Below are 15,130 nucleotides of genomic sequence, written 5' to 3' on the forward strand. Positions count from 1 at the left end.
CCAGATTCCAGGCACCGATGTTAGGAATCGGCCAAGCGCCGGAGGGGGAGAGGTAGTACACCACGCACCAGATCAGACCAATGATCATGAATGCGCAGAATACCGGCACAAACCAACGCGGGTTGGACTTGGTGCCCTTAATGGTCTCCTCAACGCGCTTGGTGTTCTCGGCCTGGCGGCTCATCATGCGCTGCATCTGCGGGGTCAGCGTGGCCTTATCGGCGGTAGCGTTCAACACAGCCTGTACCTGGTCCATATCCACGCCGTAGGTGTCGTCTTCTTCGACGGTGCCCTCAGCAGTGTTCTCAGCGGGCTCGGCAGTATCAGCGGCCTTGGCGTCCTTGGACGAGACCTCGCCCTGCCAGTCCTTCTGGTCCTTCGAGTCGTTTTCGTGCAGCTCTTCGTCAGCCATCAGCGTATTCTCCATTCAATAGGCTAAAAGTCATAATAGTGGCTACACTCGAAACTGGTGAACACACCGTGTAAAAAGACGGGATTTTTATGGTCAGGCACCAAGGAAAACATAGCGCGCATCGCTCTCTGCTCAGTGGAGTCGCCGCGTTTGTGCTTATTGCCCTGACCGGCTTCCTGCTCAGCACCAATGTGCGCGTAAACCGCACCACCACAGTCAACAACGACACTGCCGATCTTGTGGAACACAGCGTGGCTGAGGTCTCTCAGCTGCAAAGCGATGTCAATGATCTGCAGAAGCAAGTCAATAATCTGACCGAAGCATTAGGATCCAAAGATCCCTCAGATGATTCAGCGAGCGGCAGCGATGAGAGTAATGCTGCCGATGGTGGTGATTCCAGCCTGATGCTGCCGGCTCTTTCCGGCGAAGGCATTACCGTGACGTTGGATGATTCGCCGCTGTGGGAGAACGCGGTGAACGACAACGGCACAACCGCCAATATCAATGATTACGTGATTCACCAGCAGGATGTGGAATCCGTGGTGAACGCATTATGGGCGGGCGGCGCGGAAGCCATGAAAATCATGGATCAGCGCGTACTGTTTAATTCCGCTGTGATCTGCTCGGGCAATGTGCTGTCCATTCACGGTAAGAAATACGCGCCACCATTCACGATTTCCGCCATCGGCGATCAGGCTTCAATGCGCAAAGCTTTGAACGATTCCAAGGCCATCACCATTCTTAAGCAATACGTCAGTGCATTCGGCATTGGATACAAGGTAGAGAACAAGGATAATCTTCAGTTCGAGGCCACCACGGCGTTGCTGCAGCAATTCAAATATGCCACGGTCGATACGTCGCAGACCAAGGACGAGGAGCAGAATTAGTCATGAGACACAGCAACAGCGATAACACGAAAACTCAGCCTGCGACCAGTCTGGATGATTTTGCGGTTTCCGAAGAATACAGCTCCGCCGAGCCGCGCCGCCGCCGAAGCCGTCACGCCCGCTCATCGTCTGCAGCATATGCGTCCAATGCAGGCACAGTTGCCGCACGCCGTGGCCCATTGTGGCAGGCGCTCGGCATTCTTGCCGAAATACTGCTTACCGCCGCGGCGATTTGCGCACTGTACATCGTCTGGCAAATGTGGTGGACCGGCGTGGAAGCCGAACAGACTCAGAACGAGACCACAAAGTCGGTGAACTGGTCCGATCCTGCAGCCAATGGCGGTGACGTGAAAATCGCCAAAGCTCAGGAAGGTGAGCCGCCAGTACAGCCTGAGAATCCAAAATATGGTGATCTGATTGCCCAAGTCTATATTCCACGTTTCGGCAAGCAATGGCATCGCAACCTGGTGGAAGGCACCACGCTGGAGCAAATTAACCGCCACGGCTTAGGCCATTATCAAAGCTCGCAAATGCCCGGCCAAATCGGCAACTTTGCACTCGCCGGACACCGTAATGGCTATGGCCAGCCGCTCGGCGATGTGGATAAGCTGCAGGAAGGCGACCCCATCATCGTGCGTACGCAGGATTACTGGTACGTCTACCATTACACGCGCTATGAGATAGTGCTGCCTACCGATATCTGGGTGATTGCGCCGAATCCTGAGAATTCCGGCGTGGACCCCACCAAGCGCATGATCACCATGACCACCTGTGAGCCGAAGTATTCCACGCCGACTCACCGTTGGATCAGCTATGGTGAGCTTTCCTACTGGGCCAAAGTCTCTGACGGTGTACCTAAGGAATTGTCCACTACCGATTCTTCCGGCGCGGTGAAATTCGCCATCTCCGAAACCCCGTCAGTGGCTTCGCGCATCGGCTCACTGGATAAAGTCGTGTATATGACGCTGGTGGCATGGGCGATTCTGTTCATCGCCGCCGCTGTGGCTTGGCGTTGGCCGGTAATGCGCGCCATTCGCCTGGGCGAACGCCGCCGCCCGGATGCCAGCATCTACGGCACACTGCTCAGACTCCAGCCCGGCGTGCTGCCGATTCGTTGGCTGCTCCTCATCCTGCTGCTGTTCGCCGCCGCCACGGCACTCTTCCAATGGACGTTCCCGTGGGCCGCTTCGAACATTCCGTTCCTGCGGGAGATGTCAAACTTCGTGGCCGTACCGGAGTAAATCCGGCCGAGCTGAAGTAGTATGGCATGCAAGTCGACTTCAAGGAGAGCAGCATGACCGATTCCGCGCACATTCTGGTGGTGGATAACTACGATTCGTTCGTCTACACGATTGTGGGATATTTGAAGACGCTGGGTGCCACGGTGGACGTGGTACGCAACGATGCCATTGACCCGGCTGCGCCCGGCGTGCTTGATGGATACGATGGCGTTCTGATTTCCCCCGGCCCTGGCGCTCCGGCTGATTCCGGTGCCAGTGAAGACATGATTCGACTGTGCGCAGCCACCGGAATGCCGATGTTCGGCGTATGCCTTGGATTGCAGGCACTCGCTGAAGTGTATGGCTGCACGGTGGACCATGCGCCCACGATCATGCATGGCAAGACCAGTTTGGTTGAGCACATCGATGATGAAATCTTCGAAGGTGTGGCCAATCCGATGACTGCTACGCGCTACCATTCGCTAGCCGTAGAGCCTGATTCGGTGCCGGATACGCTGGTCGTAACCGCATGGACGCAGGGCGATCATATTGTGCAGGGCGTGAAGGTGAAGGATAAGCCGATGTATGCCGTGCAGTTCCACCCTGAGTCCGTAATGACGCAGGATGGCTACCGTTTGCTGGCCAACTGGCTGAAGATCTGCGGTCAGGAGAATGCCGTAGCCAAGTCCGCAGGATTGCAGCCAAAGGTAACGAAGTAACCCAATAGTATTGCTTAAAACCAATAATGCCTTCGGTCAACAGCATTGACTGAAGGCATTATTGGTATTGATTTAGGCTCTGTTCAACCAAGATTGGGAACTACCCCTCAGTCGGCTTCGTCGCCAGCTCCCCTGACAAGGGGAGCCAGAAATAAGAGGCATGTCAATTTTGGTTTAACAGAGTCTTGATTTATTTGCGGCTTACTCTCCGGTATTGCTATTGTTACCGCCGTTATTGCCGCCTGTGCTGGTGCCGGCCTTGGTGGTAATGGTCACTGTAGAGCCCTTATCGACTTGAGAGCCGGCTGCGGGGTCGATGCTTTCCACGACAGTAGTGCTGTCAGTCGGCCCATTGGCGGCAACGGTCAATCCCACAGCTTCCAACTGCAGCTTGGCAGTGGCATAGTCGGTACCTGCGCTAATCGAAGGCACCGTGACCTTTTCCTTACCAGTGGATACCCAGATGGTGATGGTGCTGCCCTGCTCAATGTTGGCACCGGCAACCGGATCGGTACGGGTAATCGAGCCAGCAGCCACCGTGTCTGAGGATTCGGTTTCGACCACGAAGTTGAACTGTCCACTGTACTGCGAAATCACTGCATCCTTAGACTGGCCCACCAAATTCGGCATGCTGGTCATACCGGAAGACACGTAGATGGTAATCGTGGAACCCTTGGCAGTGGGAGAACCCGCAGCCGGGTCGGTACGAGTCACCTTATCTTTCTCGATGTCCGCACTGTCTTCGGTCTTCACGGTGGAGCTCACCTTGAAGCCGGCTTCTTCCAACTCGGCGCGTGCCGCTTCCTGGCTCATATCCTTCACATCCGGCACTGGCACGGACTGTGGGCCTGCAGAGAACCAAACGCTCACCTTGGAGCCCTTGGCCACCTTGGAACCGGCCTTAGGACTCATCTTGGTGCAGGTGCCGGCCGCCTCGGTGGAATCAGTATCCTGCTTTTCCACCATTTCCAAGCCGAGCGCCTTGAGTTTGGCCTCCAAGCCATCCTTCGACGTTGTGGCCGTGCATGCGGGCACTGTTACCGTTTCCACGGCATTCTTCTTGGCATTGTTCATGGCGAACACCACGCCCACCACAATGGCGATAACGGCAATGACGCCAATAATCGAGCCGATGATGATCTGCTTCTTCTTTTTGGCCTTGGCCGCCGCCGCACGCTGCTCGGCACGTGTCTTCAACGCATTCTGTGCAGCAGCATTCGGCGGAATCTGCTCGAACTGGCCGGTCACCGGGTTGAACGCCTGCGTGGTCTGAGACATCGGAACCGTAGGCTGCTCGCGTTCGGCTTCCTTGCGGGCCTTCACATTGGAAAGGTCGGTCAGCGGGTTGAATGCGGCGGCCACCGGCACGCCACCGTTCATGTAGGTCAGAATATCGTTCTTGAATTCACCGGCAGTGGCATAACGGTTCTGGCGGTCCTTCGCCATAGCCTTGGCCACAATGGAATCCCACATCTTCGGCAAACCGGGCACCACAGCACTCGGCGGTGTTGCCACCTCAGACACATGCTGATACGCGATAGCCACCGCGGAATCACCGGTAAACGGTGGGCGGCCGGTGAGCATCTCATAGAGCACGCAGCCTGCGGAATATAGGTCGGAGCGCATATCCACGGTCTCGCCGCGGGCCTGTTCGGGGGAGAGGTATTGCGCGGTACCCACCACGCCCTGAGACTGGGTCATCGTGGCGGCGGAATCATCCAAAGCGCGGGCGATGCCGAAGTCCATGACCTTGACCACGCCCTGCTCGGAAATCATGATGTTACCGGGCTTGATATCACGGTGGATAATGCCCATGCGGTGCGAATAATCAAGAGCGCTCAGCACGCCGAGCATCACCTGCTCGCAGTCGCGCTGGCTCAATGCGCCATTCACCTTGATGATGTCACGCAAGGTTTGACCCTTGACGTATTCCATCACAATGTACGGCAGACGCTCGGTATCGCCGGCATCCGTGGTGATGGTTTCTTCGCCTGAATCGTAGATGTTCACGATGTTCGGGTTGTTCATCTGCGCTACGGAGCGGGCTTCGCGGCGGAAACGGGCAAGGAAGATCTCGTCATTGGCGAGTTCGGCGCGCATGATCTTCACGGCGACGGTACGGCCCAGACGAGTGTCAAGAGCGATACGGACCTCGGCCATGCCGCCGCGTCCGATGAGCTGGCCCAGCTGGTAGCGTCCGCCGGCCAGTGCGTTAGGCATGTTGCTCATTGCTTATTTCCTCCCAATCTTGAGACAGGAGTCTCCAAAACGATGCGTGGCGTGCTCATCACCCTGCGGGGCAGTCGCGTTCCAGAAGTCACCATAGTTTGATCTGCCATTTCAGTCTGCTGATCAAGCAGTCGGCGTTCGATGCGTGCCAGCGTGCGGGATACCACCAGCGCGTCCTTCGGACGGTCGAGTGGATCCTTGGCCAGCATGGACATTACAAATTCACGAAGCTGCACATCCACCGTATCCGGCAGTGGCGGCACTGGATTATTCACATGAGCGGCGGCAATATCCACCGGAGTGGCACCGGTGAACGGGCGGTGCCCGGACAATCCTTCATATGCCACTACACCCAGCGAATAGATATCGGATTGCGGTGTGGCCTGCTTGCCTTGCGCCTGCTCAGGGGAAATGTACTGGGCGGTACCCACTACCATGCCGTCTTGGGTGATCTGGCCCTGACCGGTGGAATAGCTCACACCAAAGTCAGTGATCTTCACTTCGCCAGTGTCCGAAACCATAATGTTGGCTGGCTTCACGTCACGGTGAATCACACCGTGCGAATGGGCGATGAACAGGCCGCGGGCGGTTTGGATGAGAATCGGCAGCAATTCCACCGGGTCCATTGCGCCCTTCTCATGGAACAAATCCGCCAAAGATTTGGATGGCACATATTCCATGATGAGGAAGCCGATGCCGTCATGCTCATAGTATTCGAACAGTGCGGCGATATTCGGATGTGCAAGATTGGCGGAATTATGCGCTTCGGCACGCAAGCGGCGCAATTTGGCCTCCGCATTGGTGGCATCCGAGCGCAATGCCTTGATAGCCACCGGGCGTCCGAGTTGAATATCGTAGCCCTTCCACACTTCGCCCATGCCACCTTGCGCCAGACGAGAGTCGAGGCGGTAGCGGCGATGGATAAGCTGTCCTTCGATAAGTTTCATTGCTGCAGTGCCTCCTGAATCATCGCGCGCATAATCGGGCCAGCTGCGAGCGAACCAAGCAAATCGGTGTTGTGCACCATAACCGCCACGGCAATCTGCGGATCATCCGCAGGAGCGAAACCGATAATCCAGCCATCGATACTGGTATTGCCCACACCAATCTGTGCGGTACCGGTTTTGGCGGCAATCTTGATACCGTCAATCGCCAGCGATGGATTGGCCTCAGTCACCACGCTTTCCATCATGGTGGTGAGCTTATCGGCAGAATCCTTGCTGAATACCTTAGCCATCACCTGTGGAGTGGTCTGATTAATCACCGACAAATCTGAAGCGCGCACGCGATCGACCAGCGTGGGGCGCATAAGTTTGCCGTCGTTGGCGATGGCCTGAGCCACCATAGCCATTTGCAAAGGCGTGGCCTTGGTATCACCCTGGCCGATGGAAGCCAGTGCAAGCTTATCCGGCGTGGTATCCGTGGGGAATGTGGATGCCGTAGCGGTCATCGGCGTACCGGTGGCGGTGGTGCCGTCAATGGTGATTGTGCTGCCGAATCCCAGAGACGTGGCCATATCGCTGACCTTATCCTCGCCAAGGGCCACGCCCAGCTGAGCGAACGCGGTGTTGGACGAGTATGCGATGGCGTTCTGCAAGGTGATCTTGCCATCAGTGCCGTTGGCCTGCCACACGGCGTTCGGCAGCTGCGTAGTGGTGCCGGGCAGCGTGTAGGTGGCGCCTGCGGGGATTTCCGTATCGGTCTGATAGTTGCCGGTTTCCAAGGCTGTGGATGCCACAATGGTTTTGAACGTGGACCCAGGCGGGTACAGCTGCGATGTGGCGCGGTTAATCAGCGGACTGTTTTCGCCTGCTGCCAGATCGTTGTATGCCTTGGCGGCGGCATCGGCATCATGTGTGGCCAACTGGTTCGGGTCATAGCTTGGCGTGCTCACCATTGCCAGAATGCGGCCGGTTTTCACTTCAATGGCCACAGCTGCGCCATCGCGAGAACTGAGCTGATCGTAGGCCACCTGCTGCAGTTTCGGATCGATGGATGTTTCGATGGATGCACCCTGATTGGTGCCACCGGTGAGCATAGCCTTGGCACGCTGCCAAATCAGAGAATCAGCTTCGCCATTGAGCAGCATGCTGCGGGAAGCCTCAAGGCCTCGATCAGCGGTTTGATTGATGGAGAAGAAGCCGGTAACCGGAGCATACAGCGGGCCGTTCGAGTATGTGCGCTGGTATTTAAACGCATCATTCACCGGCTCCGATTGGGCCATTACCGTGCCATCCGAAGCCAAGATCGCGCCGCGATAGGCACCGAGCTGATGATAGAGCGAACGCGCATTACGCGAATCACTATTCAGCGAGTTCGCACGAATCGCCATGATGATGGACGACGACAAGCCAAGCACTACGAACAGGCAGACAACGGCGGTGAACAACTGACGCAAGTACTTATTCATGCGCGTGCACCTCCATGTCTTGGACCGTGATGATTACTGGCGGAATGATGGCCATGTGCTGGCGGAATCGGTGGAACCTGAGGAACCTGCGGCACCTGAGGAGTCGGAGGAACAGGCGGCAACGTGCCGGTTGGAGCGGTGTATTCCGCCGCGGCACCAAACGAGTCCGGCGCATGACGAGTCGTATCCACAATCTCTTCGAACGAGCTGGTGGAACCAGAGCTTGGCGACTGACGGACAATCGGCTCGGTGGCGCGTGCACGCTCCTCGAGTTCCTTGTCACGCAGCACTGCCAGCGCTTCATACTGGAAGGATTCGGATGTGAGCTCAGGCTCCGGCTGATTGGCCGCATCGGAAATCACAATCAGCAAAGCCGCAAGAACATAATTGGCAATCAAACTGGAACCGCCAGCAGCCATGTACGGCAGAGTCAAACCAGTCAGCGGAATCACCAGCGTTACGCCACCCACCACGGTGAACACCTGGAACGCCATAGTGAATACCAGACCAGAGGCCAGCAGCTTGCCGAAACCATCCTTGATTTTCATGGCGGCAATAAAACCGGAAGCAATGATAATCAAGTACAACATCAGAATGGCCAGAACACCGGCCAAACCCAGTTCCTCACCCAAAGCGGTGTAAATGAAATCGGAATTGGCGAACGTCGTCAACGCCGGGTGACCCTGACCCAAGCCAGTGCCCACCATGCCACCGGAAGCCAAGCCGAAGATGCCGGTGACCAACTGCCAGGAACCACCGTATTGCATGTTGTACTGCTCATCGCTGAACGGGTGCAGCCATGCATCAACACGCTGACCCACATGGCTGAATACGCTGGCCGCAGCCACGGCACCCACAGCGAATGCCAGCAAACCAATCACAATCCAGCTTTTACGGCCGGTCGCCGCATACAGCATCGCCACGAACATGGCGAAGAACATCAGCGAAGTACCCAAATCGTGCTGCATAACAAGCACGCCCATCGAGGCTACCCACACCACGATAATCGGGCCCAAATCCTTGATGCGCGGCAACTGCAGGCCGAGCACCTTCTTGCCGCCCACAGCCAGCTGATCGCGATGATCGAACAGGTATGCGGCGAAGAAGAATGCGAGGAACAGCTTGGCGAATTCACCGGGCTGGAACTGGCCAAGACCAGGAACCTTCACCCAAATGCGCGCGCCGTTGACCTCCTGGCCAAGCACCGGCAGCATCGGGGAGAGCAGCAGTACCAGGCCCACCACCATAGACACATAGGAGAAGCGGCGCAGTACGCGGTAATCCTTCAGGAACACGATAATCAGTGCGGAAAGCACCAATGCAATGCACAGCCACATCAATTGCCGCTGCGCCACTCGAGTGCTCATGCTCTGATCGATGCGCGCAATCATCGTGACGCCGATGCCGGTAAGCAAGAGCACGCACGGAATAATCGCCTGACTGGCGTACGGCTGGAAACGCACGGTCAGCGCCCACAGCACAAGGAACAATGCCGCAGCCACACACAATATGACGAGATAGTTCGACGGTATTGAGTTGGTGGTGCGCTCAAACATTTGAATGAAAGCAAGCGCGCTGATGGCCATAGAGATAAGCAGTAGGCCAATCTGACGTAAGCGGGTAGCGATCATTGATTGCCCCCTGTGGCGGCATCATTCGCCGCGCCAATGCTCGGCTGATCGGAGGACGAGCTGGAGTTGTTCGAGTCGCTGGAGCTATTGGAGCTATCGGTGCTGTTGGAATCAGAGGAGCTGTTCGAAGTATCGGTCTTCTTGGATTTCTCCTGCTCCTGCTGCTTCAGGAACTTATTCATTTCGCTGCGAATAATAGACACGTGAGACTGGGCTTCATCCAAAGAATCAACGGTAATGCCCTGATTGATCTGGTCGCGCCAAGTCTGCGGCAATTCAGACAGGGAAATCGTGGTGCTGCTCACCTCGTGGGAAAGTTCCATGCCGAAAATATTGGTGGGTACGCCTTGATAAATCGCAACCTTACCGTTGCTGTTACCCACGTAATAGCGCGTCTGACTCCACAAATACGTGCCGCCGCCCACGCCAAACAGGGCTGCAATAACCACCACGATGGTGAAGATCAGCGCAAGCCTGACCCGACGCTTTTTCACATGCGTGGCCTTGGTTTGCTGCGCCTGCTCCTTGCGAATGGCCTGTGCTACCACAGGATCGTTCGGGTCGGCCGAGATGCGGCCATCAGGGCGCTGCACCACCGGAATCTCACCGGTATCAGGATTTGCTCGTTCGCCGGTTTCCTCACGCACTGAGGATGGCTGCGCCACGCGTGCGCCGGAAGGTTCCGCAGTGGCCGGAGCTGGAGCCTTGTCATGTGCGCTGGCAGGCTGTATTAGTGCGGCAGCACGCTGTGCCGGAGAATTATCCACGCGCAATGCGGGAGCGGTGGCCACCGGTTCGTTGACGATATCGGCGATAGTTTCGAGACTATTGCCGGCAGCGCCACCCACCAATGGCGTCTGGTGGGGCAGGTCGAATGCGTCCGCATCCAAAGCGAGCGTGGCATCGGCAATGACTGCAGTCACATTATCCGTGCTGCCCGCGCGCAAAGCCATTTGCACCAGATTCTGAGCGCATTCACCCTGATCGGAGAGCGCAGTCATGGTCTCTTCGATAGTGGAATCTTCGAGCACGCCACACAAACCATCTGAGCAAAGCAACCAGCGGTCTGCGGGGTGAGCGCGACGAATGGAAATATCAGGATGCGGGTCGATGTCAAAATCGCCGAGCACGCGCATCACCACATTGCGCTGCGGATGGTTCTTGGCTTCGGCCGGAGTAATGCGACCGGTATCGATCAGATGCTGCACATAGCTGTGATCGCTGGTAATGCGGCTCAAATGGCCGTCGCGCAGCAGGTAGGCGCGAGAATCACCGATATGGGCGATGACCCAGTAGCCAGCCACCAAAGCCACGGCGGTTACCGTAGTGCCCATGCCGGCAAGCTTGCGTTCACGCTTGGCTTTGCCCACGATGGCATCATGCGCAGCCATCACGGAGGTTTCCATCATATGCGAGATGGCTTTTACATCACCGCCGGTATCGTCCTGCTCAATATGAGCCAATGAGCGGATGGCGATGGTAGATGCCGTATCGCCGCCCGCATGACCGCCCATGCCATCGCAAATGGCGATCAAATGCTCGCCGGCGAAGGAGGAATCCTGATTATTCGCGCGCACTGTACCCACATCAGACACAGTGGTGGAGTAGAGGAACAACGGTTGTGAAGCGGCGGAATTAGGCATGCGGCTACCTCAGTTCGAAGGTTGTGGCGCCGATGCGCACAGGAATACGGGCAGGAAGAATGGTGGGGCGATTAATGCGCTGCTGGTTCACAACAGTGCCGTTCGTGGAATGCAAATCCTCAATGGCCCACTGGCCGGAAGCGGCATCCAAGTACACGCGAGCATGATGCGAAGAGACGAACTCGTCATCCAACACCACGGTATTGGAAGCGGCGCGGCCCAAAGTAATTTCGGATTCGCCAAGCGGCACCGAGCTGCCGGCAAGAGGACCGTCGATAATCACCAGCAACGTAGGCTGCTGGCTGTGACGGCCCGCCGATGCCGCTGCGGAACTTCGCGCAGCGGCAGCTGGCGCACGCGGCGCCTCGGCCTTCACCTTGTGGGCTTCGCGCTCGCGGCGACGGCGAGAACGCGAAGGGCGCGGGCTGAACGTTTCGATGTCTTGGCGCAGCGAACGGACCGCAAGCCATATAAAAACCCACAGTAAGGCCAGAAAACCATACTTCAGTAGGGCAAAAGTCAATTCGGTCATATGAAGGACCTTTGAGCGGGGACTCGGGGCTACTCCTGCGCCTGTGCCGAGGCCCAGAACAGGATGCGCGTGCGGCCGATGGTAATGGTATTGCCGTCGAGCAGTGTTGCGGCGGGCACCTGATGGCCCTCCACATACGTGCCGTTGGTGGAACCCAGGTCGCGTGCGATAACACCGTTTGCCGTGATGTCAATCTCAAGATGCTTACGGGAGATGCCCGGATCATCAATCACAATGTCGCAGCCGGAGCCGCGGCCGATCACGGTCTTCTCTTTGGTGAGCAGATACTGGTTGCCGTTCACCTCAAGCACCGGGCTGTCCTCGGTTTGCGCATCCGTGGTGACGGGCACAGCATTGCCCTGCACGGATTCGGAAGTGAGGTTGAAATTGCCCTTGGTGAGGTTCAGATCTTCCTCAAAGATCACAACCACGGGGCCAACGAATGCGTAATGCTGGCTCTTGGCGTATTCGGTGAGGTTGTCGGCAAGCTCGTTGGCCAAAGTCTCGCTGCCCCATGCTTCGATACGGTCAAAGTCCGGGGTGCTGAGCTTGAAACGATATTCATTCGGGGCCACCGTGCGGTCGCGGCCCACCGGCATGGCTTCCGCGTCGATCTCACGCTCCAGGGCGCTGGAAAGATCAACAGGCTGCAGGTCTTTGGAGCCAAACTTGGCGAATACTCCGTTGACTGCACCCTCCACGCTTTTTTCAAAACGGTCGAGAACGCTCATAGTCCTCCCTTTCTAATCGTCACCTATCCTACGCGGCCTTGGGAATATGGTGCAAAAAACCGGCCAAATCACCAATTATGAGTGCAGAATTTCCAAAATTTAAGGGTGATTTTAGGGCTGGCGTGGGTGTGGCGCACCATCTCCGCACAACGGCGTAGGTTGTAAGGCATGAATGAAACGATTGATATCAATGATGCCATCAAGGATTTTCCTCGCCGTAAGGCGCGGACGTTGCGGTTCACCAGCGGCTCTCCGCGTTCGGCACGCGTTATAGGAGACGGTTCGACCGCGCTGTTTTTGCGTTCGGACGGTCCGGAAGATTTGGTGACCGCTTTGTGGCTGAGCTGGTTCGATGCGGCTGGGGAGCATCACGAAACCAAGCTCGCCGATCCGCGTGAATTGCTGGGGGCGGATGCGGATAGTGAAAACGTGCCCGCCGAGGAGCGCGCTCGCCGCGAACGCGCTCGTGAAGGCGGCACCGGCATTGTGAATTATTCAGTAGATGGTGCCGGCGATCGTGCGGTCTTTACGATTAATGGCCGTTTGTATCTGACGGAAATTGATTGGCAGGACGCAGTTGAATCGGTGGTTGATGCCGGCGATGCAGCTGCTGAGGAAGAGGAACCCAGTGAGACTGAGGTGGCCATCAAGGTTCCTGTGGCTCGCACCCGCGAGCTGGCCGGCGAATGGTTGGACGGAGATCCGGCAACGTATGCGCCTGTGTTGAATCCGCGCATTGCTCCGGATGGTTCTCATGTGCTGTACACGACTGGCACTTACCTGATGCTGGTGGATATTGGCGACTGGGATGCCGCCTCTACCGATCGCATCACCGCTATTTACGGCGTTAGCGTGGAAGACGAAGACGGCAACCCGGCTGAGAACACATGGAAGATCGGTTTGGCTGAATTCGTAGCCGGCGAGGAAATGAACCGATACGACGGTTTTTGGTGGTCGCCGGATTCCCACCATGTGCTGTTTGAATCCTTTGATACCGCCGACGAGCCGACTTGGTACATCAGCGACCCGGCCGACCCTGAGCACGCGGCTGCCGGTCGTCGTTACCCGCGCGCATTGACCCAAAATGCCGACGTGTATTTGACTGTAATCTCCCTGGCTTTTGATGAGAACAATCGATACGCCGGTATCACCGCAAACGCCGATGTGGACTGGGATCGCGAGGCCTACGAGTACGTTGCTGCCGTGAACTGGGCGGAAGGCCATGATCCACTGGTGCTCGTGCAGAACCGTCGCCAGACAGCCGATCAGGTGCTCGAGGTGGCCGTGGCTACTGCAGACTTGGCAAACGACGACGATGCTCCGCAGCTTGGTGCGACCCGCATACTGGAGGAGCATACGAACGATCAGTGGATCGACTTGGTGCCGGGCACTCCCGCCTATACGCCGAACGGCCATCTGGTGTGCGCACTGAACGATATGGAGACGGACACGAACCGTCTGACCGTGGACGGCCGCCCGTTCACGCCGGCTGGTTGGAATGTGCGCGAAGTACTCAGCGTGGATGATGGCAACGTGATGGCCGTGGTGCAGCGTGAACCTGATTTGGCTCCTGAAGTGCCAGCTGTTTGGTCCGACCGCGGCGGCGAACATGATGCGCGCAGCTTCGACGTGGTGATCTTCGATTATGACGATACCTATGGTGATGATTCTGGTTGCGCCGTGATTCCGGTCACCACACGCCCTGGTGTGTGGACGGCGTCCGCGGGCAAGTGCGGCATGGTGATTACCGGCCGTGACATGGAGCACGCCAAGGTCGAAATGACGCACGTGGTGGCATCAGGTCAAGTGACCGATGCGGTTGCCGATGCTGTATTGCACGGTAAGCTTCCGCAGGCGCATGGCGGTATCGCCAGCATCGCCAACTATGCCGATGAGCCCGGTTTCACGCCGAACGTGCGCTTCACGCGCCTCGGTGAGCATCGCCTTTACACCGCGATCATTGCGCCAAGCGCCGATAGCCCATACGCGAATGCTGCCAACTTGCCCGTGCTAATGAAGCCGTACGGTGGCCCTGGATTCCAGCAGGTTGTGGATGCGCAATCCTTCTATTGGGAAGGCCAATGGTGGGCCGATCAAGGCTTCCTCGTGGTCACGGCGGACGGCCGTGGCACCACCGGACGTGGCCCTGCTTGGGATCGCGCGATTTTCGAAGACATGAAAGACGTGACGCTCGCCGACCAAATTGAGGCTGTCAACGCTTTGCCCGAGGCGATAGCCGAACTCAATGTGGGTGACGATGCTGCTGGCATCCCCGCTCCCGACCTTGACAAAGTCTGCATGATCGGCTGGTCCTACGGCGGATTCCTTTCCGCGCTCGCCGTGCTCGACGCGCCGAACGTGTTCAAGGCCGCTTGCGCCGGTGCTCCGCCTACCGATTGGACGCTGTACGACACCCATTACACCGAACGCTATCTTGGCCTCGATCCGGAGGTGTATCGCCGCAACGGCATCATTCAGGATGCTCCCAAGCTGGAGCGACCGCTGATGCTCATCCACGGCTTTGTCGACGACAACGTCACCATCGCTCACAGTCTGCGCCTCTCCCAGGCGTTGATGGCGGCCGGCCGACCGCACACCTTCTTGCCGCTCACCGGCATCACGCACATGACCAACGATGAAACCGTGGCCGAAAACCTGCTCATTCTCCAGCGCGACTTCCTCAAGGAAGCACTGGCCTGAACGGAGGGTTTTACAA

The 15,130-nt window shown here is 57.4% G+C and carries 12 protein-coding genes; 4 read left to right on the forward strand and 8 right to left on the reverse strand.

Features of this window, described 5'->3' with window-relative positions; translation table 11 throughout:
* The coding region (gene crgA / locus Tam1G_RS10370) for a cell division protein CrgA (protein ID WP_101626458.1) at nt 1-412 on the reverse strand (412 nt) is incomplete at its 3' end.
* An 89-nt stretch (nt 413-501) separates the two neighbouring features.
* Here crgA and Tam1G_RS10375 point away from each other — a divergent pair.
* The 3 genes from Tam1G_RS10375 to Tam1G_RS10385 are packed head-to-tail and all read left to right on the forward strand — an operon-like array spanning nt 502 to nt 3,238.
* Complete coding sequence (locus Tam1G_RS10375; protein WP_101626459.1) at nt 502-1,299, forward strand: DUF881 domain-containing protein; 798 nt, start codon at nt 502-504, stop codon at nt 1,297-1,299.
* A gap of 2 nt (nt 1,300-1,301) precedes the next feature.
* Complete coding sequence (locus Tam1G_RS10380; RefSeq protein WP_101626460.1) at nt 1,302-2,540, forward strand: class E sortase; 1,239 nt, start codon at nt 1,302-1,304, stop codon at nt 2,538-2,540.
* 53 nt (nt 2,541-2,593) lie between these two features.
* Nucleotides 2,594-3,238, forward strand: coding sequence for an anthranilate synthase component II (locus tag Tam1G_RS10385; RefSeq protein WP_101626461.1), 645 nt, complete (start codon nt 2,594-2,596; stop codon nt 3,236-3,238).
* 201 nt (nt 3,239-3,439) lie between these two features.
* Here Tam1G_RS10385 and pknB read toward each other — a convergent pair whose 3' ends face one another.
* Genes pknB through Tam1G_RS10420 form a run of 7 tightly spaced genes read right to left on the reverse strand, consistent with a single transcriptional unit; the run spans nt 3,440 to nt 12,414 of the window.
* Complete coding sequence (gene pknB, locus Tam1G_RS10390; protein WP_423220495.1) at nt 3,440-5,467, reverse strand: Stk1 family PASTA domain-containing Ser/Thr kinase; 2,028 nt, start codon at nt 5,465-5,467, stop codon at nt 3,440-3,442.
* Complete coding sequence (locus tag Tam1G_RS10395; RefSeq protein WP_101626462.1) at nt 5,464-6,414, reverse strand: serine/threonine-protein kinase; 951 nt, start codon at nt 6,412-6,414, stop codon at nt 5,464-5,466. The genes pknB and Tam1G_RS10395 overlap by 4 nt, the downstream gene beginning before the upstream one ends.
* On the reverse strand, nt 6,411-7,877 hold the full coding sequence (locus Tam1G_RS10400) for a peptidoglycan D,D-transpeptidase FtsI family protein (RefSeq protein WP_101626463.1): 1,467 nt from the start codon (nt 7,875-7,877) through the stop codon (nt 6,411-6,413). Before Tam1G_RS10400 ends, Tam1G_RS10395 begins: the two co-directional genes overlap by 4 nt.
* Nucleotides 7,874-9,508 (reverse strand): FtsW/RodA/SpoVE family cell cycle protein, encoded by a 1,635-nt coding sequence (locus Tam1G_RS10405; RefSeq protein ID WP_101626464.1) that lies wholly within the window; start codon nt 9,506-9,508, stop codon nt 7,874-7,876. Before Tam1G_RS10405 ends, Tam1G_RS10400 begins: the two co-directional genes overlap by 4 nt.
* Entirely contained in the window at nt 9,505-11,151 is a 1,647-nt protein-coding gene (locus Tam1G_RS10410) for a protein phosphatase 2C domain-containing protein (RefSeq protein WP_101626465.1), read from the reverse strand. The genes Tam1G_RS10405 and Tam1G_RS10410 overlap by 4 nt, the downstream gene beginning before the upstream one ends.
* 4 nt (nt 11,152-11,155) lie before the next feature.
* Nucleotides 11,156-11,683: an FHA domain-containing protein FhaB/FipA gene (locus Tam1G_RS10415; RefSeq protein WP_033891438.1), complete on the reverse strand. Its 528-nt coding sequence runs from the start codon at nt 11,681-11,683 to the stop codon at nt 11,156-11,158.
* Between the two features lie 29 nt (nt 11,684-11,712).
* Nucleotides 11,713-12,414: an FhaA domain-containing protein gene (locus Tam1G_RS10420; RefSeq protein WP_033891437.1), complete on the reverse strand. Its 702-nt coding sequence runs from the start codon at nt 12,412-12,414 to the stop codon at nt 11,713-11,715.
* 168 nt (nt 12,415-12,582) lie between these two features.
* Between Tam1G_RS10420 and Tam1G_RS10425 the strand changes: the two genes are divergently transcribed.
* Nucleotides 12,583-15,114, forward strand: coding sequence for a prolyl oligopeptidase family serine peptidase (locus tag Tam1G_RS10425; RefSeq protein WP_101626466.1), 2,532 nt, complete (start codon nt 12,583-12,585; stop codon nt 15,112-15,114).
* The last annotated feature ends 16 nt before the right edge of the window (nt 15,115-15,130 follow it).

It is taken from the genome of Bifidobacterium imperatoris (genome assembly GCF_002860405.1).
In the GTDB taxonomy this organism is placed as follows: Bacteria; Actinomycetota; Actinomycetes; order Actinomycetales; family Bifidobacteriaceae; genus Bifidobacterium; species Bifidobacterium imperatoris.